The sequence below is a fragment of the Kitasatospora sp. NPDC004272 genome (genome assembly GCF_053603035.1).
The window spans coordinates 1-26,062 of sequence record NZ_JBSGET010000122.1 but is presented as its reverse complement, the minus strand read 5'-3'; the positions used below and the strand labels follow the sequence as shown (position 1 = coordinate 26,062).

General features: G+C 73.1%; 19 protein-coding genes, 1 tRNA gene, 1 pseudogene and 1 riboswitch. Of the genes and pseudogenes, 16 read left to right on the top strand and 5 right to left on the bottom strand.

The genetic code is table 11. From position 1 onward, the window contains the following. Both ACWEO5_RS29520 and ACWEO5_RS29515 read left to right on the top strand, forming a co-directional pair. A partial coding sequence (locus tag ACWEO5_RS29520; RefSeq protein WP_452165248.1) for an SUKH-4 family immunity protein occupies positions 1-1,027 on the top strand: 1,027 nt, incomplete at its 5' end. A gap of 174 nt (positions 1,028-1,201) precedes the next feature. Next, the gene (locus ACWEO5_RS29515) at positions 1,202-2,431 is read left to right on the top strand and encodes a hypothetical protein (RefSeq protein ID WP_452165247.1); all 1,230 of its coding nucleotides are present in this window, start codon (positions 1,202-1,204) and stop codon (positions 2,429-2,431) included. Positions 2,432-2,649: 218 nt separating this feature from the next. Here the strand turns inward: ACWEO5_RS29515 and ACWEO5_RS29510 are convergent, their stop codons facing one another. After that, positions 2,650-3,957 (bottom strand): nucleotide sugar dehydrogenase, encoded by a 1,308-nt coding sequence (locus tag ACWEO5_RS29510; RefSeq protein ID WP_452165246.1) that lies wholly within the window; start codon positions 3,955-3,957, stop codon positions 2,650-2,652. Between the two features lie 633 nt (positions 3,958-4,590). Between ACWEO5_RS29510 and mfd the strand changes: the two genes are divergently transcribed. From mfd to ACWEO5_RS29490, 4 genes are all read left to right on the top strand, one after another. Continuing rightward, complete coding sequence (gene mfd, locus ACWEO5_RS29505) at positions 4,591-8,199, top strand: transcription-repair coupling factor (protein WP_452165245.1); 3,609 nt, start codon at positions 4,591-4,593, stop codon at positions 8,197-8,199. 345 nt (positions 8,200-8,544) lie between these two features. Beyond that, entirely contained in the window at positions 8,545-9,168 is a 624-nt protein-coding gene (locus tag ACWEO5_RS29500) for a SurA N-terminal domain-containing protein (RefSeq protein ID WP_452165244.1), read from the top strand. A 135-nt stretch (positions 9,169-9,303) separates the two neighbouring features. Further along, entirely contained in the window at positions 9,304-9,915 is a 612-nt protein-coding gene (locus tag ACWEO5_RS29495; RefSeq protein ID WP_452165243.1) for a hypothetical protein, read from the top strand. A 72-nt stretch (positions 9,916-9,987) separates the two neighbouring features. After that, entirely contained in the window at positions 9,988-10,983 is a 996-nt protein-coding gene (locus ACWEO5_RS29490; protein ID WP_452165242.1) for a MazG family protein, read from the top strand. A gap of 53 nt (positions 10,984-11,036) precedes the next feature. On the opposite strand, the gene ACWEO5_RS29485 is transcribed toward ACWEO5_RS29490, so the two are convergent. Further along, entirely contained in the window at positions 11,037-11,456 is a 420-nt protein-coding gene (locus tag ACWEO5_RS29485; protein ID WP_344553911.1) for an SDR family NAD(P)-dependent oxidoreductase, read from the bottom strand. 156 nt (positions 11,457-11,612) lie between these two features. Here ACWEO5_RS29485 and ACWEO5_RS29480 point away from each other — a divergent pair, with 156 nt between their 5' ends. From ACWEO5_RS29480 to ACWEO5_RS29450, 7 genes and pseudogenes are all read left to right on the top strand, one after another. Continuing rightward, on the top strand, positions 11,613-12,857 hold the full coding sequence (locus ACWEO5_RS29480; protein WP_452165241.1) for a cytochrome P450 family protein: 1,245 nt from the start codon (positions 11,613-11,615) through the stop codon (positions 12,855-12,857). Between the two features lie 252 nt (positions 12,858-13,109). Further along, positions 13,110-13,288, top strand: a riboswitch (cyclic di-AMP (ydaO/yuaA leader). Between the two features lie 3 nt (positions 13,289-13,291). After that, positions 13,292-14,008 carry a transglycosylase family protein gene (locus tag ACWEO5_RS29475; RefSeq protein WP_452165240.1) on the top strand — a complete coding sequence of 239 codons (717 nt, stop codon included), beginning with the start codon at positions 13,292-13,294 and terminating at the stop codon, positions 14,006-14,008. Positions 14,009-14,310: 302 nt separating this feature from the next. Beyond that, positions 14,311-15,600: a phosphopyruvate hydratase gene (eno, locus tag ACWEO5_RS29470; RefSeq protein WP_344553908.1), complete on the top strand. Its 1,290-nt coding sequence runs from the start codon at positions 14,311-14,313 to the stop codon at positions 15,598-15,600. A 127-nt stretch (positions 15,601-15,727) separates the two neighbouring features. Then, a complete protein-coding gene (locus ACWEO5_RS29465; protein WP_452165239.1) occupies positions 15,728-16,141 on the top strand; it encodes an FtsB family cell division protein in 414 nt (137 codons plus the stop codon). 71 nt (positions 16,142-16,212) lie between these two features. Further along, positions 16,213-16,743, top strand: a pseudogene (locus tag ACWEO5_RS29460) (DUF501 domain-containing protein); the annotation flags it as partial. A 131-nt stretch (positions 16,744-16,874) separates the two neighbouring features. Further along, positions 16,875-17,825 (top strand): Ppx/GppA phosphatase family protein, encoded by a 951-nt coding sequence (locus ACWEO5_RS29455; protein WP_452165238.1) that lies wholly within the window; start codon positions 16,875-16,877, stop codon positions 17,823-17,825. Between the two features lie 502 nt (positions 17,826-18,327). Next, positions 18,328-19,695: an NAD(P)/FAD-dependent oxidoreductase gene (locus tag ACWEO5_RS29450; RefSeq protein ID WP_344553904.1), complete on the top strand. Its 1,368-nt coding sequence runs from the start codon at positions 18,328-18,330 to the stop codon at positions 19,693-19,695. Positions 19,696-19,885: 190 nt separating this feature from the next. Here the strand turns inward: ACWEO5_RS29450 and ACWEO5_RS29445 are convergent, their stop codons facing one another. Further along, on the bottom strand, positions 19,886-20,338 hold the full coding sequence (locus ACWEO5_RS29445; protein ID WP_344553902.1) for a DNA-binding protein: 453 nt from the start codon (positions 20,336-20,338) through the stop codon (positions 19,886-19,888). A gap of 171 nt (positions 20,339-20,509) precedes the next feature. Beyond that, positions 20,510-20,591: transfer RNA gene (locus ACWEO5_RS29440), tRNA-Leu, on the bottom strand. Positions 20,592-20,940: 349 nt separating this feature from the next. Between ACWEO5_RS29440 and ACWEO5_RS29435 the strand changes: the two genes are divergently transcribed. After that, positions 20,941-21,714, top strand: a complete 774-nt coding sequence (locus ACWEO5_RS29435) for an ABC transporter ATP-binding protein (RefSeq protein ID WP_452165237.1) — start codon at positions 20,941-20,943, stop codon at positions 21,712-21,714. Positions 21,715-21,770: 56 nt separating this feature from the next. Then, on the top strand, positions 21,771-24,332 hold the full coding sequence (locus ACWEO5_RS29430) for an ABC transporter permease (protein WP_452165236.1): 2,562 nt from the start codon (positions 21,771-21,773) through the stop codon (positions 24,330-24,332). A gap of 74 nt (positions 24,333-24,406) precedes the next feature. Here ACWEO5_RS29430 and ACWEO5_RS29425 read toward each other — a convergent pair whose 3' ends face one another. Next, complete coding sequence (locus ACWEO5_RS29425) at positions 24,407-24,931, bottom strand: peptidylprolyl isomerase (RefSeq protein WP_452165235.1); 525 nt, start codon at positions 24,929-24,931, stop codon at positions 24,407-24,409. 169 nt (positions 24,932-25,100) lie between these two features. Here ACWEO5_RS29425 and ACWEO5_RS29420 point away from each other — a divergent pair, with 169 nt between their 5' ends. Further along, entirely contained in the window at positions 25,101-25,997 is an 897-nt protein-coding gene (locus ACWEO5_RS29420; RefSeq protein ID WP_452165234.1) for a Bax inhibitor-1/YccA family protein, read from the top strand. Positions 25,998-26,062: the final 65 nt, after the last annotated feature.

Genomic DNA, 26,062 nt, shown 5'->3' with positions numbered 1-26,062 from the left:
GGGCTCACCGGTACATCCCCGGTGCCTCGGTCGCCGTCCCCCGTGGGGGCGGCGCCCGCCCACGGTCGGCCCCGGCACCACCGCGGTGGTCAACTACCGGGGCCCCGACGGCTCCGAGCTGAGCCTGGTGATGACCTCCGAGTTCGGCACCCCGCACCCCGAGTGGAAGGCCCTCCAGGAGCTGCGCCGCCTCGGCGTGCCGGCCGACCAGGTGCTGGAGGTGCACACCGACCTGGAGCTGTGCGACCTGCCCGGCGGCTACTGCGCCCGGATGGTCCGGTCCTCCTGGCCGAACGCCCGGATCAGCCACACCGCCCCGTACGGCCGGGACGCCGCCGCCCGGCAGGCCGGCATGAACGTGCTCAGCGAGCACGTCGAGCAGATGCACCAGCTGGTGTCCGCGCCGCCGCGCCCGCGCACCGTCCGGGTGCCGCTGCCCGCGCCCGGCACCGTCCCGCAGCAGCCGCCCGCGCCGCCGCAGCAGCTCGCGGCGGAGCTCGGCGGCATGTTCGGCCCCTCGATGTTCCGGTTCGAGCAGCGCGCGGTGGCCCGCCAGGGCGTGCCGGAGCCGGTCGCCCAGATGCTGATGTGGGTCGGCCTGCCGCGCGATTTCGCGCCGTTCTTCTGGGCCCAGGCCCAGGAGGGCCGCCCGATCCCGACGCTGGCCGAGCTCGCCGCCGAACGCGGCCTGCCGCCCGGCCCGGACTTCGGTGGCTACCTGGTCCTCGGCAACGACTACGGCCGCCAGCTGTGCGTCCAGTACGGCACCGCCGCGGTGGTCGCCGTCGACATCGAGAACCCGGCCGAGCCGCCGCGCTTCGTCAACTCCGGCGTCCCCGAGTTCATCGGCTGCCTGGCCGTGCTGGCCCGGATGTGGCGGCTGCGCTACGGCCTCAACCCCGAGCAGGCCGGGCGCTGGACCACCGACCTCCAGGCCCAGCTGATGGCCGTCGACCCGGCCGCCGTGCACACCCCCGAGAGCTGGTGGGCGGTCCTGGTCGAACAGCTCTGGGACGGTCTGCTGTGACCCGGTAGCGACCCCGCGCCGCGCGGCCGGTTCCTCCGGCCGTGCGGCAGCCCCCTGTTTGGTTTGCGTTCGTATCTGCGCAAAATAGGTCAATGGGACGGTTCGTCCGCCCCACCTGCACCAGGCAAACCCGGCGGGGCCGCGCAGCCCGCGAGCACGAGGAGAACAGCCGAAATGAGCGACGCCGTGTCCCAGTACGGCTTCACCCCGTCCCGGCGCGGCTACGCGCCCGAGCAGGTCGACGCGGCCGTCACCGCGCTCAGCCGCGAACGCGACGAAGCCTGGGAACGGCTCAGCGTCCTCGGCGGCGGCCTGCGCGAGATGGAGAAGCGCCTCGCCGACATCAAGCGGGCCGCCGAGGACGCCCCCGACCCCGACTTCGCCGAACTCAGCGACCAGGCCGCCGCCCTGCTCGGCATCGCCCTCAACGAGGCCGACGCCGTCCACGCCAAGGCCAAGCGCTCCGGCGAGGACGCCCGCGACGCCGCCCACGAGGCCGGCGAGGCCGCCGCCAAGGCGGCGAAGGACTTCGCCGCCAAGCTGCGCGAGGAGACCGACCAGTTCGTCCGCCGCACCGACGAGCGCAGCCGCGCCGAGGCCGAGCGCATCCGCGCCGAGGCCGACGCCGAGTGCCGCGCCCTCGTCCACGCCGCGACCGGCCACGCCGCCCGGGTCCGGGTCGCCGCGGCCAACGCCTCCGAGCAGTCCGAGAGCGCCCTCGCCGAGCGCCGCCGCAAGGCCGACGAGGACTTCGCCGCCGCCGAGGCCGCCGCCGACGCCGCCGTGGCCAAGGTCACCGCCGCGGCCGACGCCCGGGTCAAGGAGGCCGAGCAGCACCGCGAGGCGATGCTCGACGAGGCCCGCCGCCTCGACGGCGACGCCCAGGCCAAGGCGGACGCGGCGCTCGCCGCCGCGAAGGAGAAGGCCGACCGGATCAGGGCCGCCAGCGAGCGCGAACAGGCCGACTTCACCAAGCGCCTCGACAAGGTCCAGACCCACCTCGACCACATCAAGGGCACCCTCGCCTCCCTCACCGGCGCCGCCGTCGGCGCCATCGAGGACCCGGAGGACGCGGCCGAGGCCGTCGCCGCCAAGAAGGCCGACCTCACCAAGCCCCCCGCCACCGACCAGCCCACCACCGTCCTCGGCCCGGTCAAGCCCGAGCAGGACGACCCCCGCAAGCCCTCCGCCCCGCCCGCGCCCGCAGCCGCCCCCGCCGACCTGAGCAAGGCCCCGCTGCCCCCGAAGCCGGAGACCAAGCCCGAGCCGAAGCCGGACGCCAAGCCCGAGCCGAAGCCGGACGCCACGGTCGAGGACCGCATCGTCCCCAAGATCGTCATCGTCGACGACGGCATCGACCACGACACCCGCCCGGACCGCAACCGCATCCAGCGCCGGGGCTGAGAACCCCGCCAGAGAGCCCCGTCAGAGAGCCCCGTCAGAGAGCCCCCTCAGGGGCTCGGGGAACGGCGAGTCGATGCTGCCGGTGGCCGGAGCCCGTCGGAGGTCCGTGCTGCTGCGTGTCCGTGACCGAACCGGAAGCAGATGCGCGCCACGGCAGTGAACCGTGAGCAGACCGGGCCTCGCCGTCCCCCGAGCCCCTGGTGGTGCTCTCGTGGGCCCTACAGGATCTCGACCGCCGCCCCCGTCAGGCGGCGGCGGCAGTCGAGGACGTAGCGGGCGTGGGCGGTGATGGCGTCGTAGTCGAACTCGTCGTGGTCGGCGAGCAGGACGACGGCGTCGGCGGCGGCCAGTTCCTCGGGGGTGGCCTCGACGCGGTGGACGGCGGCGAGCGGGCCGCCCTCGTGGGCGGGGGTGCGCTGGCCGGGGATGCGGGGTTCGGCGACGTGGACGCCGGCCACCACGTGCGGGTCGGCGGCGCGGACCTCCGCGCCCTGGCGGGTGAGCAGGTCGACGATCCGGGCCGCCGGGGTCTCCCGGGCGTCGCCGGTGTTGGCCTTGTAGGCCAGGCCGAGGACCAGCACGCGCGAGCCGTTGACGCTGCGGCGGCGCTGGTTGAGCGCCTCGGTGAGGCGGCGCACCACGTAGTCCGGCATGTGGCTGTTGACGTCGTTGGCGAGCTCGACGAACCGGAAGGACTGGCCGAGGGCGCGTTCGACCCGCCAGGACAGGTACGAGGGGTCGATCGGCAGGCAGTGGCCGCCGACGCCCGGGCCGGGGGTGAAGCGCAGGAAGCCGAAAGGTTTGGTGGAGGCCGCGTCGATGGCCTCCCAGACGTCGATGCCGAGGTCGTGGGCGAACATCGCCAGCTCGTTGACCAGGGCGATGTTCACGTGCCGGAAGGTGTTCTCCAGCAGCTTGGTGAGTTCGGCCTCCTTGCAGGAGGAGACCGGGACGGTCCGTTCGACCAGCTGCCCGTAGAAGTCGGAGACGGCGGCCAGGCCCTCGGGGGTGGTCCCGGAGACGACCTTCGGGGTGTTCTCCAGCTTCCACACCGGGTTGCCGGGGTCGATCCGCTCGGGGCTGTAGCCGAGGTGGAAGTCGGTGCCGGCCCGCAGCCCGGAGCCGGCCTCCAGCAGCGGGGCGAGCAGTTCCTCGGTGGTGCCCGGGTAGGTGGTGGACTCCAGCACCACCGTCGCGCCGGGCTTCAGGTGCCGGCCCAGCAGTTTCGCGGACGCCTCGATGTACGAGAGGTCCGGCACCCCTTCCCGCAGCGGCGTCGGGACGGTGATCACCGCGACGTCGAACCCCGCGACGTCGGCGGGGTCGGCGGAGGGCAGGTACGCCCCGCCGTCGAGCAGCGGGCGCAGCCGCTCCCCGGGAATGTCCTCAACGTACGACTCGCCGACCGCGAGCCGCTTGATCCGGCGCTCGTCCACGTCGTACCCGACGACGCGGTGGCCCACCTCGGCGGCGCGGACCGCGAGCGGGAGTCCGACATAGCCCTGACCTGCGATGACGACGCGCATGACGAAGAAACCCCCTGGAAAAGACCGGTGTCCCCACACCTTCTTCACATGAGGGTACGGAGCGACGGCCGCCGCGCGGGCCGCTTCGCCCGAACTGGTGCCAAAGGGGCGGGCCGGGCGGCGCGCGACCGCGGTCCCCTGATTTCCCCGGAACAATCCGCCGGAATTCCGGAAATCCGTCCGGAGCGGAACGGGGCGGGGCAGGGCGGTCGACCCACGCAGAACGCCGAGAGCCGCGGCGCCCGCCCGGGAGCGGACGCCGCGAATCCCGGCGTGAGTGGCACGGGCGCCCCCACCCAGGGTCGCCCGGCCTTCGCACTCCCGACCCCCATCGAGGTGCGATCGCGCTTCCGCAGCCATCCCCCACGGTTGGATGCGGCCCGCGCTGACACCAATGGTGCGCGCCGACCATGGACGCGCAGTGACAGCAATGTGTCGGCCGCATGATCTCTGGACAAGCCGTGTCGGATACCGGTGAGTCGGCCCGCGAGGCCCGGCCGGGCCGCCGCACCGCGTGCCGGAGGGCGGCGCGGCGTAGGCTGGACACCCCCCGGGGCGCACCGCGTTCCGGGCTGTCGCGCTGCCCGGCCGTCTCCTGTGCCGGGCCACTCCCCGTCGTGGAGAAACTGACGTATGAGCCTGTCCGGACTGCTCGATGTCGTCGTACGGGACGCCGCCCTCGCCGAGGCGATCGAGGCGGCGGCCACGGGGCACAGGCAGCACCTCGACCTGGTCGGCCCACCCGCCGCCCGGCCGTTCGCGATCGCCGCGCTGGCCCGCTCGCTGGCCGCCCGCGGCGGCGAGCGGGGTCGGCCGGTGCTGGCCGTGACCGCCACCGGCCGGGAGGCCGAGGACCTCGCGGCCTCGCTGCGCTCGCTGCTGCCCGCCGACGCGGTCGCCGAGTTCCCGGCCTGGGAGACGCTGCCGCACGAGCGGCTCTCGCCGCGCTCGGACACCGTGGGCCGCCGGCTGGCCGTGCTGCGCCGGATCGTCCACCCGCGCGCCGACGACCCGGCCGCCGGACCGGTGCAGGTGGTGGTGGCGCCGGTGCGCAGCGTGCTGCAGCCGCAGGTGAAGGGCCTGGCCGAGCTGGAGCCGGTGGCGCTGCGCCGCGGCGAGCAGCACGACCTGGGCGAGATCGCCCGCAAGCTGGCGGCCGCGGCCTACGCCCGGGTCGAACTGGTCGAGAAGCGCGGCGAGTTCGCGGTGCGCGGCGGCATCCTGGACGTCTTCCCGCCGACCGAGGAGCACCCGCTGCGGGTGGAGTTCTGGGGCGACGACGTCGAGGAGATCCGCTACTTCAAGGTGGCCGACCAGCGCTCCCTGGAGATCGCCGAGCACGGCCTGTGGGCGCCGCCCTGCCGGGAGCTGCTGCTGACCGACGAGGTGCGCGCGAAGGCGGCCGCACTGGCCGCCGACCACCCGGAGCTGGGCGAGATCCTGGACAAGATCGCGCAGGGCATCGCGGTCGAGGGCATGGAGTCGCTGGCCCCGGTGCTGGTGGACGACATGGAGCTGCTGCTGGACGTCCTCCCGGCCGGTTCGATCGCCGTGGTCTGCGACCCGGAGCGGGTCCGCACCCGGGCCGCCGACCTGGTCGCCACCAGCCAGGAGTTCCTGGCCGCGTCCTGGGTGGCCGCGGCGGCGGGCGCCGACCGCCCGATCGACCTGGAGGCGATCGACGTCTCGGCCGCCTCGCTGTGGTCGCTGGCGGACGTCCGCGAGCACGCGGCGGGCATCGGCCTGCCGTGGTGGTCGGTCAGTCCGTTCGCCACCAGCGACTCCACCGTCCACGGCATCCTCGAACGCGACGCGGACACCCTGACCCTCGGCATGCACGCCGTCGAGGCGTACCGCGGCGACACCGCGCGGGCGATCGCCGACGCCCGGGAGCGCCTCGCCGCCGACTGGCGGGTGGTGATGGTCACCGAGGGCCACGGCCCGGCGGCCCGGCTGGCCGAGGTGCTCGGCAACGAGGGCATCGCGGCCCGGCTGGTCGCCGACCTGGCCGAGGCCCCGACCCGGGACGTGGTGTACGTCTCCTGCGGGTCGATCGAGCACGGCTTCGTCGACGAGGAGCTGAAGCTCACCGTCATCACCGAGACCGACCTGTCCGGCCAGAAGTCCTCCACCAAGGACATGCGCCGGATGCCGTCCCGCCGCCGCAACGCGATCGACCCGCTGGCGCTGGCGGCCGGCGACTACGTGGTGCACGAGCAGCACGGCGTCGGCCGGTACGTGGAGATGGTGCAGCGCACCGTGCAGGGCGCCACCCGCGAGTACCTGGTGCTGGAGTACGCGCCCGCCAAGCGCGGCCACCCCGGCGACCGGCTGTTCGTGCCCACCGACCAGCTCGACCAGGTCACCAAGTACGTGGGCGGCGAGGCCCCGACGCTGCACCGGCTCGGCGGCGCGGACTGGGCGAAGACCAAGCAGCGGGCCAAGAAGGCGGTCAAGGAGATCGCCGCCGACCTGATCAAGCTGTACTCGGCCCGGATGGCGGCCCCCGGCCACGCCTTCGGCCCGGACACCCCGTGGCAGCGCGAACTGGAGGACGCCTTCCCGTACGCGGAGACGCCCGACCAGCTGACCACCATCGGCGAGGTCAAGGCCGACATGGAGAAGTCCGTCCCGATGGACCGGCTGATCTGCGGCGACGTCGGCTACGGCAAGACCGAGATCGCGGTGCGCGCCGCCTTCAAGGCCGTCCAGGACGGCAAGCAGGTCGCGGTGCTGGTGCCGACCACGCTGCTGGTGCAGCAGCACTTCTCGACCTTCGCCGAGCGGTACGCCAACTTCCCGGTCAACGTGAAGGCGCTGTCCCGGTTCCAGACCGACACCGAGGCGAAGGCCGTGCTGGAGGGCCTGTTCGAGGGCTCGGTGGACGTGGTGATCGGCACCCACCGGCTGTTCTCCTCGGAGACCAGGTTCAAGGACCTCGGCCTGGTGATCGTCGACGAGGAGCAGCGCTTCGGCGTCGAGCACAAGGAGCAGCTGAAGAAGCTGCGGGCCAACGTGGACGTGCTGACCATGTCCGCGACCCCGATCCCGCGCACCCTGGAGATGGCGGTCACCGGCATCCGCGAGATGTCCACCATCACCACCCCGCCGGAGGAGCGGCACCCGGTGCTGACCTTCGTCGGCCCGTACGACGAGAAGCAGATCTCGGCCGCGATCCGGCGCGAACTCCTGCGCGAGGGCCAGGTGTTCTACATCCACAACCGGGTCGAGTCGATCGACAAGGCGGCCGCCCGGCTGAAGGACCTGGTGCCGGAGGCCCGGGTGGCGACCGCGCACGGGCAGATGGGGGAGACCCAGCTGGAGAAGGTCGTCGTCGACTTCTGGGAGAAGGAGTTCGACGTCCTGGTGTCCACCACCATCGTGGAGTCCGGCATCGACATCTCCAACGCCAACACCCTGATCGTCGAGCGCGGCGACACCTTCGGCCTGTCCCAGCTGCACCAGCTGCGCGGCCGGGTCGGCCGCGGCCGCGAGCGCGGCTACGCGTACATGCTGTACCCGCCGGAGAAGCCGCTCACCGAGACCGCGCACGAGCGCCTGGCCACCATCGCCCAGCACACCGAGATGGGCGCGGGCATGTACGTCGCGATGAAGGACCTGGAGATCCGCGGCGCGGGCAACCTGCTCGGCGGCGAGCAGTCCGGGCACATCGCGGGCGTCGGCTTCGACCTCTACATGCGGATGGTCGGCGAGGCGGTCGCCGACTTCCGCGAGTCGCTGGAGGGCGGTGGCGGGGAGCCCGAGGAGGAGCCGCTGGAGGTGAAGATCGAGCTGCCGGTGGACGCGCACGTCCCGCACGACTACGCGCCGGGGGAGCGGCTGCGGCTGCAGGCGTACCGCTCGATCGCGGCGGTCAACTCGGAGGCCGACATCGCACAGGTCCGCGAGGAGCTCACCGACCGCTACGGCAAGCTGCCCGAGGCGGTGGAGAACCTGCTGCTGGTGGCCGGGCTGCGGCTGTTCGCCCGGCGCTGCGGCATCGGCGACATCACCCTGCAGGGCAACTTCGTCCGGTTCGGCCCGGTCGAGCTGCGGGAGTCGCAGGAACTGCGGCTCAACCGGCTCTACCCGCGCACCCAGGTCAAGGCCACCGCCCAGCAGCTCCTGGTGCCGCGCCCCGGCAGCGGCGGCCGGATCGGCGGAAAGCCGCTGGTCGGCCGGGAACTGCTGTCCTGGTGCGCCGAGTTCCTGAGCACCATGTTCGAGGACCTCAAGCGGTAGCGGGCCCGGTCGCGCACCCGCCGGCGGGGGCGCCGGAGGGCGGCAGGCAGGCGCCCCCGGCGCCCCCGTCCGCGTTCCGGCACCCCCGGCACCCCGGGCCGGCCGGGAACCAGAAGGTGACGAAGCCGGGGCTCCGGCCCCGGGCGTCGATCGGCCCGGCGCTGGTCACCGGGGTGTCCGGGCGGGCGGCCGGGCCGGTCGCCCCGATCCGGAACCGGACCGGGACGCAGCGCCGCGCCGGAGGGTGGCGGGGGTCTGGCACTGGGCGGCGGCGGTCAATAGTGTTCCTCCCAGCCACGTACGCAGAGCACCACCGGACCGCGCTCCACCGCCCAGGAGGCCCCAGTGATCCGCACCAGCTCCGCCCGCCGACCGCTCGCCGTGCTCGGCGCCGCGGTCGCCGCCGCCGTCCTCTCCGCGTGCGGCACCGCGCCGGCCCACCAGGGGGCGGCCGCCGTGGTCGGCAGCGACCGGATCAGCATCGCCCAGGTCCAGGCCCGGGTCGCCGCCGTCCGCGACGGCGCCGACCAGGCGGGCGCCGCCACCGACGAGCAGCCCGGCCTGGCCCGGCACGCCGTCTCCGACCTGATCCTCGGCAAGGTCGTCGAGCGCGCCCTGGCCGACCGCCGGCTCACCGTCAGCCAGGGCGAGATCGACCAGGCCAGGACCGCCGACGCGCGGACGGTGGGCAGCGAAACCAAGCTCGCCGAACTGCTGCGCGCCAAGCAGGGCGTCCCGGCCGACGCCGTCGACGGCTTCTACCGCCAGCAGATCGGCCTGGTGAAGCTGGCCGGCGGCCAGGACCCGGGCAGCGCCGACGGCGACGCCGCCATCCGCAAGGCCCTGGCCGCCGCGGGCACCGCCCTGCACATCGAGGTCAACCCCCGCTACGGCAGCTGGGACGCCGACCGGATCGGCCTGACCGGCAGCACCGAGGACTGGCTGCCGAAGTCCGGCCAGGACGCCTGACCGCGCGCCGGGGCGCCCCGGGGCCGGACGGGTGAGCGCCCCCCGCGCGTCGGACGCGTCCGCGGAACGATCCCGCACCCGCAGGTGAGGCTGGGCTCCTCCGCCCACCCCGCCGCACCGGTTGCGAGGTCACCCGTGGTCCAGCGCCGTCCGCCCCTGCCGAGGACGCTGCGCGCGCTGTGCGCGGTCCTGCCCGTCGCCGGGCTGCTCGTCCCGCTCGCCGCTGCCCCCGCGGTGCCCGCGACCCTGCGCGGGGCGGGCACCCAGCGGCCGATCGGACCGGACCCGGCGGTGAACCTGCCGGCCCACGGCAACCTGACGATGGCCGCCAACTCGGTGCCGACCTGCGACGACAGCGACGGCTCGCCCTGCAACGACACCGAGGGCGGCAACAACCACACCAGGCTGGACGACACCGCCACCCTCGACCTCAAGGGCAGCCGGACCCGGCGCGCGCAGACCCGGACCAGCAACACCGTCGCGCCCGCGCTGACCGCCGACACCCGGCTCGCCAACACCGCCACCGTCCCGTCGCCCTCGCCGTCCACCAGTGCCGGCCCGTCGCCGTCCGCGAGCCCCTCGCCGCACCCGAGCGGCGCCCCGCGGCCGGTGCCCGGCCCCGGCACGAACGGCCGCCTCCCGGAGACCGGGAGCGCCGGCGCCCTCCCGCTGGTCGGCCTGGCCGCCCTCGGCTGCGTGCTGGCCGGCCTGATGGTGCTGGCGACCAAGTCCCGCCGCCGCCGCTGAACCGGGCCGGGGCCGGCCCGGAACCGCACCGGAGGCCCCGGCCGTCCCGCGACCCGCGATAGGTTCGGTGCCGTGGACACCCCGAAGCTGATCCTGCTGACCACCACCCACCGCGTCGCCCCCGGCCTGCTCAGCTGGCCCGCCTGGGAGGCGCTCCGGTCCGCGCCCCAGGTGCTGGTCGGCGTCGCGGACCACCCGCAGCTGGCCGCCCTGCGCGCGGCGGGCGTCGAGCCGGAGCTGGTGGAGCGGCCGTCCGCCCCCGCGCTGGCCCGGCTGCTGCTGGCCCGGGCGCCCGCGGTCTGGCTGGAGAGCCCGGACGGCGACCCGGGGCTGACCGACGCGCTGGCCCGGATCGCGGTGGAGGAGGCCGGCGAGCACCCGGAGATCGAGCTGCTGCCGGGCTCGTACGACCTGCCGGGGGCCCGGCTGCTCGACCTGGTCACCGTGATGGACCGGCTGCGCTCGCCCGGCGGCTGCCCGTGGGACGCCGAGCAGACCCACGAGAGCCTGGTGAAGTACCTGGTCGAGGAGGCCTTCGAGCTGGTCGAGGCGATCGAGGAGGGCGACCGGGAGACCCTGCGCGAGGAGCTCGGCGACGTGCTGCTCCAGGTGTTCTTCCACGCGCGGATCGCCGAGGAGGACGCCGGCGACCCGTTCTCGATCGACGACGTCGCGGGCGACATCGTCGAGAAGCTGATGTACCGCCACCCGCACGTGTTCGGCGACGTCAGCGTGACCGGCTCCGCCGAGACCGAGGCCAACTGGGAGCAGCTGAAGGCGGCGGAGAAGCAGCGCGAGTCGGTGCTCGACGGCGTGCCCGCCGGCCTGCCCGCGCTGGCGTACGCGGCCAAACTGGTCTCCCGGGTGCGCCGGGCGCACTTCACCGGCGTGCCGGACGCGCCGTACGAGCTGCCCGCCGAACTGACCGCCGAGACCGCGGGCGAGCTGCTGCTGGCCGTCGCCCAGCAGGCGCACGACCGGGGCGTGGACGTGGACGCGGCGCTGCGCGCGGCGGCCCGCCGCTACCGCGCGGCGGTCCGGGCGGCGGAGGGGCTGGCGGCGCAGTAGCGGCGGGGCGGCGGCCTCCGCCCCGTTCGGGAGTGACCGCCCGGGCCCGGGTCCTAGCCGGCCAGCGGGACGTCGGCGACCGGGCGGCGCTGGGTCGGGACGACCTCGCCGATGGCCTCGCCGACCAGGGCGAGGACCTCGGCCAGCGGGTCGAGGTGGCCGGGCAGGTCGGCGAGCTGGACGATCCGCTCGCCGTCCGGGCCGGCGACCGCGAACAGGTCGATCGGGCCGAGGTGCTTGACGGCGGTGTCGACCAGCGCGGCGATGTCCGCCGGGTGGTGGATGTCGCCGGAGACGCCGACCACCGGGCAGCCGGGGCGGTCGAGCTCGGCGGCCAGGTCCTCGGCGATGCCGGGGCGCAGGTCGGCGATGAGCAGGCCCGCGGCGCCGGCGGCGGAGAACCGGCGGGCCAGGTCGGCCCCCGAACCCCCGTCGAGCACCGCGATGACCACCACTGCACCGGCTACTCGCATGGCCTGCTCCCCTTTCAGAGCGCGCACCCGTGGCCGACCCGCACGCCGCCCACGGTGGTTATCGGAGGATCGTAGGCTCGCCCCGACGCTCCGCAACAGGGATTACCCACCAGGTGACCAGACTCACGCACCGGCGCTTCCCGATACGGTCAAGACATGCCAGACCAGCCCCACGCACCCCAGCCGCCACTGTTCACCTGGGAGTTCGCCGCCGACCCCTACCCGGCGTACGCCTGGTTGCGGGAGCACGCGCCGGTGCACCGCACCACCCTGCCGAGCGGGGTCGACGCCTGGCTGGTCACCCGCTACGCGGACGCCCGGCAGGCGCTCGCGGACGCCCGGCTGTCCAAGAACCCGGCGCACCACAGCGAGCAGGCCCACCGCAGCGGCCGGGTCGGCATCCCCGGCGAGCGGCAGGCCGACCTGATGACCCACCTGCTGAACATCGACCCGCCGGACCACACCCGGCTGCGCCGGCTGGTCTCCAAGGCGTTCACCCCGCGCCGGGTGGCCGAGTTCGAACCGCGGGTGCGGGAGATCACCGACCGGCTGATCGACTCCTTCGCCGGCCGCGGCGAGGCCGACCTGATCCACGAGTTCGCCTTCCCGCTCCCCATCTACGCGATCTGCGACCTGCTCGGCGTCCCGGCCGAGGACCAGGACGACCTGCGCGACTGGGCCGGGATGATGATCCGTCACACGGGCGGTAAGAGGGGAGGGGTGGGCCGGGCCGTCAAGCAGATCCGCGGCTACCTGGCCGACCTGATCCACCGCAAGCGCGCCGACCTGGGCGACGACCTGATCTCCGGCCTGATCCGGGCCGGTGACCACGGCGAGCACCTCACCGAGAACGAGGCCGCGGCGATGGCCTTCATCTTGCTCTTCGCCGGGTTCGAGACCACCATCAACCTCATCGGCAATGGCATGTACGCGCTGCTGCGCAACCCGGACCAGCGCACCCTGCTCCAGGAGTCGCTGGGGCGCGGCGAGTCCGGCTTGCTGGAGACCGGCGTCGAGGAACTGCTGCGCTACGACGGCCCGGTGGAGCTGGCCACCTGGCGGTTCGCCACCGCACCGCTGACCATCGGCGGGGTGGACGTCCCGGTCGGCGACCCGGTGCTGGTGGTGCTGGCCGCGGCGGACCGCGACCCGGCCCGGTTCTCCGCCGAGAACACCCTCGACCTGGCCCGCTCGGACAACCCGCACCTGGGTTTCGGTCACGGCATCCACTACTGCATCGGCGCCCCGCTGGCCCGGCTTGAGGGACAGCGCGCGATCGGCAGCCTACTGACCAGGCTTCCGGACGTTCGGTTGGCGGCCGATCCGGCCGAGCTGCGCTGGCGGGGCGGGCTGATCATGCGCGGTCTGCGCGACCTCCCGGTCTCCTTCACACCCCGCTGACGCCGTTTCAGCACCCGCGACACGCCGCCGCGCAGGGCCGACGACACGCCGGGGCGGGGGCGCGCGTCGCACGCCTGCTCGGAATCAATCCGGACATACCGGGATCGTTCGTGTACGTGGAACGAAGATCCGTGATTTCGGCGTGATCATGGTGATATGAGCTTGTGATTGCTCGTCAGCTTTGCCTACTCTCCGACATGCCCGCAGCTGCGGGCCCCGATCGCGGCACGCCGAGTCCTGTCCGCCGCGTCCTCGGGCCACCTACCAGGTACCGGACAGGAGCGGGGGAACCAGTGTGAACGCCGTAGTCCCAACGGCTTGGGGTGAAGCCGCCGAGCAGCGGGCGCAACCGCGTCCGGAGCGTCCGGCGGCCGGGCCAGCCTCCCGGTCCGAACCCGACAGCTCACCTCGCAGGCGTGCGGAGAGGAAGTCCCGTGCTGTTCTCCAACGCTGCTCGTCACCGCCGTAGTACCAAGGCCGAGAAGGTCATCGCCGCCGCCGGCGTGGCCTCGGTCGGCCTGGCCCTGCCACTGCTCGCCGCCACCGGAGCGGCAGCCGCCCCCGTCGACACCTGGGACCGCGTGGCCCAGTGCGAGAGCGGCGGCGACTGGAACATCAACACCGGCAACGGTTTCTACGGCGGCCTGCAGTTCACCTCCTCCACCTGGCGCGCCTTCGGCGGCGGCCAGTACGCGGCCCGCGCCGACCAGGCCAGCCGCGCCCAGCAGATCGCGGTGGCCGAGCGGGTGCTCGCCGCCCAGGGCCCCGGCGCCTGGCCGGTCTGCTCCAAGCGGGCCGGCCTCGCCAAGGGCGGCGCGCCCGCCGACACCTCCGCGGACACCGCCTCGCGCTCCCAGGAGCGCCCGACCGCGCCCCAGCAGCCGAAGAGCTCGCCGTCGAAGAAGCCCGCGAAGCCCGCTGCCCCCGCCGAGCCCGCCGCCCCCGCCGAGCCGCCGGCGGCCCCGCAGAACGGCGCCGCCCCGCAGGACGCGCCCGCCGGCGGTTACACCGTCCAGGGCGGCGACACGCTCTCCGGCATCGCCGCCGCGCAGCACGTGTCCGGCGGCTGGGAGCGGATCTACCAGGCCAACCACGAGCTGATCGGTGCCGACCCCGACCTGATCCTGCCCGGTCAGGTGCTCTCCCTCTGACCCCGGTCCGGTTCCGGTCCGACCCCGGTCCCGGCATGTGGGACGCGCCGGTCCGGCGGCCTGACGAGGCCCCGCCGCCGCCCTGACGAGGGCCGCGTCCCCTGGCCGCCCGTCCGCTCCCGGCGCGCGCCGAGCAGTTCGCGCCGCCGGGGGCGGCGGAGCGGCCGTCAAACAGGTGAACTACCGGTGAGTAGCCGGGCCACACCGTGAGACGGGGCCCGGCCGGGCGTGGCCGCACGGCGCTGTGCGGCTAGGCTCTGGTCGTAACGACCACACATCCGCTTCCGCTAGGAGATGCACTCGTGCCGTCCATTGATGTCGTCGTAGCCCGTGAGATCCTCGACTCCCGCGGCAACCCCACGGTCGAGGTCGAGGTCGGTCTCGACGACGGCAGCACCGGTCGCGCGGCCGTCCCGTCGGGTGCCTCCACCGGTGCCTTCGAGGCCCTGGAGCTCCGTGACGGCGACAAGAGCCGCTACTTCGGCAAGGGCGTCGAGAAGGCCGTCCTCGCCGTGATCGAGCAGATCGGCCCCGAGCTGGTCGGCTACGACGCCACCGAGCAGCGCCTCATCGACCAGGCCATGCTCGACCTGGACGCCACCCCGGACAAGTCCTCGCTCGGCGCCAACGCCATCCTGGGCGTCTCCCTCGCCGTGGCGCACGCCGCCTCCGAGGCCAGCGACCTGCCGCTGTTCCGCTACCTGGGCGGCCCGAACGCCCACGTGCTGCCCGTCCCGATGATGAACATCCTCAACGGCGGCTCGCACGCGGACTCCAACGTCGACATCCAGGAGTTCATGATCGCCCCGATCGGCGCGGAGTCCTTCTCCGAGGCCGTCCGCTGGGGCGTCGAGGTCTACCACACCCTCAAGGGCGTGCTGAAGGAGCGCGGGCTCTCCACCGGCCTGGGCGACGAGGGCGGCTTCGCCCCGAACCTGGACTCCAACCGCGAGGCCCTCGACCTCATCACCGAGGCGATCAAGAAGGCCGGCTACACCCCGGGCAAGGACGTCGCGCTCGCCCTGGACGTCGCCGCCTCCGAGTTCTTCAAGGACGGCGCCTACCAGTTCGAGGGCAAGGCGCTCTCCTCCGCCGACCTGATCGCGTACTACGCCGAGCTGGTCGCCGACTACCCGCTGGTCTCCATCGAGGACCCGCTGGACGAGTCGGACTGGGACGGCTGGAAGGCCATCACCGACGCGATCGGCGACAAGGTCCAGCTGGTCGGCGACGACCTGTTCGTCACCAACCCGGAGCGCCTGCGCAAGGGCATCGAGACCGGCACCGCCAACGCCCTGCTGGTCAAGGTCAACCAGATCGGCTCGCTCACCGAGACCCTGGACGCCGTCGAGCTGGCCCAGCGCAACGGCTACCGCTGCATGATGTCGCACCGCTCCGGCGAGACCGAGGACGTCACCATCGCCGACCTCGCCGTCGCCACCAACTGCGGCCAGATCAAGACCGGCGCCCCGGCCCGCTCCGAGCGCGTCGCCAAGTACAACCAGCTGCTGCGCATCGAGGAGATCCTCGACGACGCCGCCGAGTACGCGGGCCGCTCCTCCTTCCCGCGGTTCCGCCCCGCGGACAAGTAAGCACAGCAAGGGCCGAACGCACTGAGCCTGTTGTGACCGGTGCCCCGGCTCCCACCGCGTAGGGTGGGGCCGGGGCACCGGCATGCGCAGGAGGGGCGAGCAGATGGCCAAGTGGAGGATTCCCGGGTTGGCGGCGCGACCGCGCTTCACCAGCCGGGCCACCGTGCTGGTGCTCGTGCTCTGCTCGCTGGTGGCGATACTCGCCTACCCGGCCCGGCAGTACGTCGCCCAGCGCGGCGAGATCGCCGACCAGCGGGCCAAGGCCGAGCACGCCCGCCGGCAGGTCGACGAACTGAGCCGGGAGAAGGCCCGCTGGCAGGACCCGGAGTACGTCAAGGCCCAGGCCCGCGAGCGGCTGCACTACGCGCTGCCCGGCGAGACCCCGTTCGTCTCGGTCTCCCCGCCGCCCCCGCCCGGCGCCAAGGCCCCCTCGGCCGACGCCGCCGCCCGGCCGAAGGCCGTCAAGCCCTGGTACGCCGGACTCTGGGACTCGGTGGACGCCGCCGACGCCGCGCCGCCCGCGCCGCAGCCGGTGCCCTGACGCCCCGAGCCCTCCCGAAGCCCCCGCACCCACCCGAAGCCCCCCGCCCCCTGACGAACAGACTCCTCCTGATGAGCAACCAGAACCCTCCCGCGTCCGACGCCCCCGAGGTCGCCGAGCGCGACGTCGCCGCCATCGCCGCCCAGCTCGGCCGGGTGCCGCGCGGGCTGCGCGGTGTCGCCCACCGCTGCCCCTGCGGCAACCCGGACGTGGTGGAGACCGCGCCCCGGCTGCCCGACGGCACGCCGTTCCCGACGCTCTACTACCTGACCTGCCCCCGGGCCGCCTCGCTGATCGGCACCCTGGAGGCGGACGGCGTGATGAAGGAGCAGACCGCCCGGCTCGCCGAGGACCCGGAGCTGGCCGCCGCCTACCGGGCGGCGCACGAGGACTACATCGCCCGCCGGGACGCCATCGAGGTGCTGGAGGGCTTCCCCAGCGCCGGCGGCATGCCGGACCGGGTCAAGTGCCTGCACGTGCTGGTCGGGCACTCGCTGGCCGCCGGGGAGGGCGTCAACCCGCTCGGCGACGAGGCGATCGGGATGCTGGAGCAGTGGTGGGCCAAGGGCCCGTGCGTCAGCGACGCCGAGGTCGAGGCGGCCGGAGCGCGGGTCGCCCGCAACCGGGCCAAGGCCAAGGACCACGACGCGGTGATCGCCGCCAAGGAGGCGCTGAGCGCCGAGCGCGCCGCCCGCAAGGCCGCCGCCGACACCGAGCAGGAGGAGGACGGGCAGTGAGCGCCACCCGGGTCGCCGCGATCGACTGCGGCACCAACTCGATCCGCCTGCTGATCGCCGAACTCGACCCGGAGACGGGCGAGCTGGGCAAACCTTCCATGGCCGACCTGGACCGGCGGATGCTGATCGTCCGGCTCGGCCAGGACGTCGACCGCACCGGCCGGCTGCACCCCGAGGCGCTGGCCCGCACCTTCGCGGCCTGCCGCGAGTACGCGGAGGTGATCGCCGAGCACGGGGTCGCCCCGGACCGGATCCGGATGGTCGCCACCTCCGCCTCCCGGGACGCCGAGAACGCCGCCGAGTTCACCGCCGGGGTCGAGGAGATCCTGGGCGTCACGCCGAGCGTGGTCAGCGGCGACGAGGAGGCCCGGCTGTCCTTCACCGGCGCCACCCGCGAACTGCTCGGCGGCCCGCGCCGGCCGCCGTACCTGGTGTTCGACCTGGGCGGCGGCTCCACCGAGTTCGTGCTCGGCGAGCGGGAGGTGCGGGCCGCGTACTCGGCGGACATCGGCTGCGTCCGGATGACGGAGCGTCACTTCGCGGGCGGGCAGCCCACCGAGGCGCAGATCGCGGCCGTCCGGGCCGACGTCCGGGCCGCGCTGGACACCGTCGCCGGGGTCGTTCCGCTGGACTCCGGCGCCACCCTGATCGGCCTGGCCGGGACGGTCACCACCGTCGCCGGGATCGCCCTGGAACTGCCCGGCTACGACTCGGAGCGGATCCACCACGCGGTGGTCGGCATCGAGCAGGTGCGGGAGACCACCCAGTGGCTGCTGCACTCCTCGCACGCCGAGCGGGCCGCCGTCCCGGTCATGCACCCCGGCCGGGTGGACGTGATCGGGGCCGGCGCGCTGGTGCTGCTGGAGATCATGGAGCGCACCGGGGCCGCCGAACTGCTGGTCTCCGAGCACGACATCCTGGACGGGATCGCCTGGTCGATCGTCTGACCCCGGCCCGGCCCGGGCCCGGTTCCGGGTTCGGCCCGGGGCTCGGCAAGGGATCGGCGGCCGCTCGGCCGAACGGGTCGCGGGAGGCCCCCGGAGGGGGCGCGGGAGGGCTCCGCGACCCCTTCCGGGGGCCTCCCGGCGTGTCGCGGCGAGAACCTTCGTGAATTTCTTCACATGGCAATCCAGCCTTTCGACCCACTCCGGACGCCTGCTCCGCCCGAAATGTGGGACCGAAGGCCCTGCCGGGAGTCGCTCATGGGATCGCAGGCAACCTGCCGTTCATCCCGGAGAAATCGAAACCGCTCTCGGGAACCCGGGTGGCGCCGGGATCGTTGCTGCTCAGCGCGGCACCGCGGCCCCGGCCGCTCACCGCGGCGGCCCGGCGGGGGTGAGGGGGGCCCTCCGGCCCGGAAGTGCGGGCGCGCAGTGTAGCACCCGGTGTCCAGGGGCTTGTGACGGGCCTCACGAATGGCCCGTCAGGCGGGGGTGGATACTTTCGGATATGAGCACCACGGAGCGTCCTCGCATCCTCATTGTCGGCGGTGGTTACGTCGGCCTGTATGCCGCGATGCGCATCCTCAAGAAGATGCGTTACGGCGAAGCGACCGTCACGGTCGTCGACCCGCGGTCGTACATGACGTACCTGCCCTTCCTTCCCGAGGCGGCCGGCGGCAACGTCGCGCCTCGCAACCTCGTCGCGCCGCTGCGCAGCGCCCTCAAGAAGGCGGAGGTGCTCACCGGTCACGTGACCGAGGTGGACCACGCCCGCAAGGTCGCCACCATCCAGCCCGCGGCGGGCGACTCCTACGAACTGCCTTTCGAGTACCTGGTCGTCGCGACCGGCTCGGTGTCCCGCACCTTCCCGATCCCGGGTCTGGCGGAGCACGGCATCGGCATGAAGACGGTCGAGGAGGCGATCAGCCTCCGCAACCACGTCATGGCGCAGCTCGACAAGGCCGAGTCCACCACGGACGAGGACGTCCGGCGCAAGGCCCTGACCTTCGTGGTCATCGGCGGTGGCTTCGCCGGCATCGAGACCGTCGCCGAGATCGAGGACATGGCGCGCGACGCCGCCAAGATCTACAAGACCGTCAGCCGTGACGACATGCGCTTCGTGGTGGTGGAAGCGGCCAACCGCATCCTCCCCGAGATGGGCCCGGACCTCGGTCTGTGGACCAAGGGCCGCCTGGAGGAGCGCAACATCGAGGTCTACATCGAGACCTCGATGGACTCCTGCGTCGACCAGCACGTGGTGCTGAAGAACGGCATGGAGTTCGACGCCTCCACCATCGTGTGGACCGCGGGCGTCAAGCCCAACCCGGTGGTCAACCGCTTCGGCCTCCCGCTCGGCCCGCGCGGCCACGTGGACACCGCGGCGACCCTCCAGGTGCAGGGCTTCGACTACGTGTGGGCGGCCGGCGACAACGCCCAGGTCCCCGACCTGGCCGCCGGTGAGGGCGCCTGGTGCCCGCCGAACGCGCAGCACGCCGTCCGGCAGGCCGCCGTCCTCGGCGACAACGTCATCGCGGGCATGCGCGGCTTCCCGCAGGCCGAGTACAAGCACAAGAACCTCGGCGCGGTGGCCGGCCTCGGCCTGCACAAGGGCGTGGCGATCCTCTTCGGCAAGGTCAAGCTGAAGGGCCGCCTTGCCTGGTGGTTCCACCGCGGCTACCACGGCGCGATGGTCCCGACCATGAACCGCAAGATCCGGGTCTTCACCGACTGGACCCTGGCGATGTTCCTCAAGCGCGAGACGGTCGGCCTCTCCGAGATGGAGAAGCCGTTCGACGCCTTCCAGGAGGCGACCGCCCCCGCGCCGAAGCCCGCCGCCGCGGCCGAGCCGAAGAAGGAGCTCGCCGCGAGCAAGTAAGCCGCGACGAGCAAGCGACCAGACCCGACACCAGGTCGGGTACGAGTCGGAGGCCCTCCGCCCGGCAGCGCCGCCGGACCACGACCTCCGTGGTGCTCAGCCGGCCCCGCCACCGGGCGGAGTACAGCAGGCAGTTGACGAAGGCCCCCACCCTCCACCGGGTGGGGGCCTTCGGGCGTTCCGGGGTCCGTCAGGAGGGGTCGGCGGGTGCCGTCCGGTCGGTGAGCCGCTCGTGCCGCTGGCGGGCCGCCTGCGGCGTTCCCAGCCCCAGCCCGAAGGCGATGTCCTGCCAGGTCATCCCGCGGCCGCGGGCCATGGTGAGCAACCCGGCCTCCAGCTCGTCGAGTTCGGCCCGGACCAGCGGCAGCAGGGTCAGCGCGGCCGTGACGTCGTCCCGGTCGACCTCCGGTTCCCCGTCCTCGGCCAGGGCCGCCCCGCTCAGCAGGAACGCCACCAGCCGCACCGCCTCGTGCGGGGCGAGCATCGCCGGGTTGGTCTGCCGCCGCCGTTGCCCGTCGGTGGCGGCGTGCCGCTCGGCGATCCGGAACAGCGAGGCGTACACCCGCGCGCCGCGCGCGGCGGCGGGATCGGGCGGGGCGAACGGGTCGGTGCCCGCGGGCGGCGGGGGAGGGGTGTCGGCCATGGCCCCAGGATGATCCTTGAATGCCAGAGCGTCAAGCACTCGTTGTGAACGAGTTGTTCAATTCGAGGGGGCGTTGTTGCCGTGCGTGGCGATGGATGGGCAAGCCGTGACGAAGAGTAGCGTTTCCGTACTCTTTCGATCACAAAGCGTTACGAAAAAAGGGCAGAAGAGTGCCCAGAGCCGGACTCGAACCGGCACGGCCTCGCGGCCAAGCAGTTTTAAGCTGCCCGTGTCTGCGTTCCACCATCTGGGCCTGGGAGCGCGGCGATCTCTGCCCTGAGCCTAGTCGGCCGGACGACCGTTTCGCATATTTCCCGGGACGGAAGTTGTCATGCTTCCATGACATCTGACGAAGCGTCTGGCGTTTCGGCCACGCTTCGGCGGTTATCGGCCATCCGGGGCCTCGGGGGAGGGGTCATACCGCAGGAGGAGACGGCGGGAAGGGCCGTACGCCTGGCGGTGGTGGGGCAACCCTTCGGCGGAGCGACGTGGGTGGCGGAGGGCGGCGGCGAGGATGGGATGGCGGTCGGAGGAGCCCCCGGAGGGGACCTCGCGGCGGCCGCGCCGTGACGAACCCGCCCTCCCGGACAAGGAGTCCCACCGTGAGCACCTCGACCGCGTACGCAGCCCACACCGGTCTGGCGGCGGCCCGCGCCACCGGCCTGCACAAGGTCTACGGCGAGGGCGAGACCCGGGTGGTGGCGCTGGAGGACGTCTCGGTCTCCTTCGGGCGGGGCGAGTTCACCGCGATCATGGGCCCGTCCGGGTCCGGCAAGTCGACGCTGATGCACTGCATGGCCGGGCTGGACACGGTCTCCTCCGGGTCGGCCACCATCGGCGACACCGAGCTGGTCGGGCTGAAGGACAAGCAGCTGACCCGGCTGCGCCGCGACAAGATCGGCTTCATCTTCCAGGCGTTCAACCTGCTGCCCACGCTGACCGCGCTGGAGAACATCACGCTGCCGATGGACATCGCCGGCAGCAAGGTCGACCGGGCCTGGCTGGACCGGGTGGTGGAGACCGTCGGCCTGTCCGGCCGGCTCTCGCACCGCCCCGCCCAGCTCTCCGGCGGCCAGCAGCAGCGCGTCGCGTGCGCCCGGGCGCTGGCGAGCAAGCCGGAAATCATCTTCGCCGACGAGCCCACCGGCAACCTGGACTCCCGCTCCGGCGCGGAGATCCTCTCCTTCCTGCGCAACTCGGTGCGCGAACTCGGCCAGACCGTGGTGATGGTGACGCACGACCCGGTCGCCGCCTCCTACGCGGACCGGGTGGTCTTCCTCGCCGACGGCCGGATCGTCGACGAGCTGCACCGCCCCACCGCCGACACCGTCCTGGACCGGATGCGCCGCTTCGACGCCAAGGGCCGCACCAGCTGACGTCCCGCCGCACCCGTCGACCCCGCCCGCACCGACCTCCCCCCGGGACCCCCACCATGTATCGCACCGCACTGCGCAACGTGCTGGCCCACAAGGGCCGCCTCCTGATGACGGTACTGGCCGTGCTGCTCGGCACCGCCTTCGTGGCCGGCACCCTGGTGTTCTCCGACACCATGGGCCGCGCCATGCGCGACAGCTACTCCACCAGCTTCTCGGACGTCTCGGTGCTGGTCTCCGCCGAGGGCACGGACGAGGGCCCGGTCGACCACGACGCCCCGCGCCCCGAGAAGGGCGCGCTGACCCAGGACACCGTCGAGCAACTGGCCGCGCTGCCCGGCGCCGAGCGGGCCCGCGGCGTGGTCTCCGGCTTCACCGGCGTCGCCGACAAGAAGGGCAGCCTGATCGGCGAGGCGTGGAGCGCCCGCGGCGCCAACTTCGCCCCCGACGCCTCCGGCGCGGACAGCCGCTACCCGATGGCGGACGGCCGCGGCCCGCGCACCGCCGGCGAGGTCGCGCTGAACCGGCAGGCCGCCGACAAGGCCGGCTACCACGTCGGCGACACCGTCCGGGTGGCCGGCAACGGCGCCGCCCGGGACGCCGTGCTCACCGGCGTGTTCACCACCGACGACCCGCAGGTCACCTCCGGCGGCACCCTGGTGCTGATGGACACCGCCACCGCCCAGCGCGAACTGCTGGAGCCGGGCCGGTACAGCTCGGTGGCGCTGACCGCCAAGGCGGGCACCACCGAGGCCCAGCTGCTCGACCAGGCCCGGGCGAAGGCCCCCGCCGAGGGCGTCGAGCTGAAGACCGGCCAGCAGCTCAAGGACGAGCAGACCGAGATGGTCGCCGACTCGGTGAGCGGCATGAAGACCATGCTGCTGGTGTTCGCCGGGATCTCGCTGTTCGTCGGCATCTTCATCATCGTCAACACCTTCACCATGCTGATCGCCCAGCGCCTCAAGGAACTGGCGCTGCTGCGGGCGGTCGGCGCCAGCCGCGGCCAGGTCACCAAGTCGGTGCTGGTGGAGGCGCTCGCCATCGGCCTGGTCGCCTCGGTCGGCGGCCTGCTCGCGGGCATCGGCATCGGCGCGGGCCTGCAGTCCCTGCTGCACGCCTTCAACGAGGGCCTGCCCACCGGCTCGCTGGTGATCGCCCCGGTGACGGTCGTCGGCACCCTGGTGACCGGCGTGGTGGTCACCGTGCTGTCGGCGCTGCTGCCCGCCGTCCGGGCCTCCCGGATCCCCCCGGTGGCGGCGATGAGCAGCGGCGAACAGCCCGGCACCCAGCGCGGCCTGCTGATCCGCAACTCGATCGGCGTGCTGCTGGCCGGTTCCGGCCTGGGCCTGATCCTGGCCGGCGCGAACGGCTCCGGCTCGGACGCCCAGCACAAGCTGGAGTTCGGCGCCCCGCTCACCCTGATCGGCGTGTTCGTGCTGCTGCCGCTGCTGTCCCGCCCGGTGATCGCGCTGGTCGGCCCGGTGCTGGCCAAGGTGTTCGGGACCCCCGGCAAGCTGGCCCGGCTGAACGCGGTGCGCAACCCGCGCCGCACCGCCAGCACCGCGGCCGCGCTCACCATCGGCCTGACCCTGGTCACCGCGCTGACCGTGATCGGCAACTCGGTCACCAGCGCCGTCACCTCGATGGTCGGCGACACGATGAAGGCCGACTACGTGGTCGGCATGGCCAACGGTCGCGAGCTGTCCCCCAAGCTGACCGGGCTGGTCGCCGAGGCGGACGGGGTGAAGGCGGTCAGCCAGGTCGACAACGTCTGGTGGGACATCCAGGGCGTCGGCAGCAACCGCGCCATCGAGGGCTACGACGCCGCCGCCTTCGACCAGTTGGTCAACCTGACGATGAAGTCCGGCTCCACCGCGGCCCTCGGACAGGACCAGGTCCTGGTCAACGACGAGTTCGCCACCGAGCACCGGCTCTCGGTCGGCTCCACCCTGCAGGCCACCGCGGCCCGGGGCGAGGCCGTGACGCTCACCGTCGGCGGCGTCTTCGAGCGCAACGACGGCGTCTCCCCGATCGTGGCCCCCAACCGGCTGATCGAGAGCCACGACCCGCAGCCGCTGGTCCAGCAGATCCTGGTGAAGGGCACCGACGGCCCGACCGCCGCGCTGAAGCAGTCCCTCACGGACGCCACCGGCCGCAACCCGGTGATGGAGGTCCGCACCCTGCAGGACATGGTGGACGAGTTCAGCCGGATCATCTCGACCATGCTCAACCTGATGTACGGCCTGCTCGGCATGGCGGTGGTCGTCGCCGTCCTCGGCGTGGTCAACACGCTCGCCATGTCGGTGTTCGAGCGCAAGCGCGAGATCGGCATGCTGCGGGCGATCGGCCTGGAGCGGCGCGGCATCAAGCGGATGATCCGCCTGGAGTCGGTGGTGATCTCGGTCTTCGGCGCCCTGGTCGGCGTCCTGCTCGGCTGCTTCCTGGCCTGGGCCGCGACCCGCGTCCTGGCCTCCGAACTGAAGGGACTGACCACCGTGATCCCGTACGGCAGCGTGCTGCTCTTCCTCGGCCTCGCCGCCCTGGTCGGCATGGTCGCCGCGCTCTGGCCGGCCCGCCGGGCCTCCCGGCTGGACATCCTGACCAGCATCAAGACCGACTGACCCGGCCGCCGGCGCCCGGACGCCGCCCACCCCTCCAAGGGGCGGGCGGCGTCCGGGCGTTCAGGGCCGGGGCGTCAGCGGGACTCGATGACGACCTTCTCGATCACCACGTCCTGCACCGGGCGGTCGTTGCGGCCGGTCTCGACGCCCACGATGGCGTCCACGACCTTCTGGCTGGCGGCGTCGGTGACCTCGCCGAAGATGGTGTGCTTGCCGGTCAGCCAGGTGGTGGGGCCGACCGTGATGAAGAACTGCGAGCCGTTGGTGCCCGGGCCCGCGTTGGCCATCGCCAGCAGGTACGGCTTGGTGAAGGCGAGGTCCGGGTGGAACTCGTCGGCGAACTTGTAGCCCGGGCCGCCGGTGCCGTTGCCCAGCGGGTCGCCGCCCTGGATCATGAAGCCCTCGATGACCCGGTGGAACACCGTGCCGTCGTACAGCGGGGCGTTGCTGGGCTGCCCGGTGTTCGGGTCGATCCACTGGCGCTCACCCGTCGCCAGCTCCACGAAGTTCTTGACCGTCTTGGGGGCGTGGTTCGGCAGCAGCCGGACCACGATGTCGCCCTTGTTGGTCTTCAGGGTGGCGTACAGTTCCTCGGCCATCGGGGCCGCCTTTCTGGGTATGCGTCAATTGCGACCCCCACCCTGCCCGGTCGGTGGCCACCCGCGCAGGCGACACGGGATCATCCTCACGACCGACGCGGAATACTTTGCCAAACCATTACTCTTGTGCTCTGTGTGGGTGGTGCCGCGCCGCCCCGGAAGGAATGTGATGAGAAGCAGGAACCCGGTCTTCTCGCGGGAGGGGTCCTTCACCCGCGACCAGCAGTACGCGGGGTTCGGCACGCAGACGGCCGGCCAGCCGGGGCAGCCCGCGTACGGCTCCCCGTACGCGGGCGGCCCCCACGCCGGAAGCCCGTACGCGGGCCAGCCCTACGCCGACCAGCCGCCGTTGACGGACGAGCAGCTCGCGGGCATGTACAACGCGCCGTCCGCCGGCCCGGTCCAGACCGGCCGGATGACCATGGACGACGTGGTCGCCCGGACGGCCATGACGCTGCTGACCCTGGTCGCCTTCGGCGCGGTGGCGTGGTTCACCGTGCCGATGGACAACTTCGCCCCGGCGATCGGCGCGGCCCTGGTCGCGATGGTCATCGGCTTCGTGATCAGCTTCAAGCGCAGCGTCAACCCCGGCCTGATCCTGGCCTACGCGGCGCTGGAGGGCTTCTTCCTCGGCGCGATCAGCAAGGCCTTCGAGACGCTCTGGCCGGGCATCGCGATCCAGGCCGTGCTGGGCACCTCCGCGGTCTTCGCGGCCACGCTGTTCGCCTACAAGAGCGGCCGGATCCGGGTCACCCCCCGGTACACCCGGATCGGCATCTCGATCGCCATCGGCTTCGTCCTGCTGATGATGGTCAACATGGTGGCGATGATGTTCGGCGCCGACTTCGGCCTGCGCTCCGGCCCGCTCGGCATCCTGGTCGGCCTGGTCGGCATCGCGCTCGGCGCCTTCTTCCTCACCCTCGACTACGCCGAGATCGAGGAGGGCATCCGGATGGGCGCCCCCGAGAAGGAAGCCTGGCGGGCGGCCTTCGGCCTGACCCTGTCGCTGGTGTGGATCTACATGGAGATGCTGCGCCTGATCGCCATCCTGCGCGGCGACGACTGACCGGCACCCCGGTACCCCGGCAACGGGCGAGCGGCGGGCCCCGGAGGAACGTTCCTCCGGGGCCC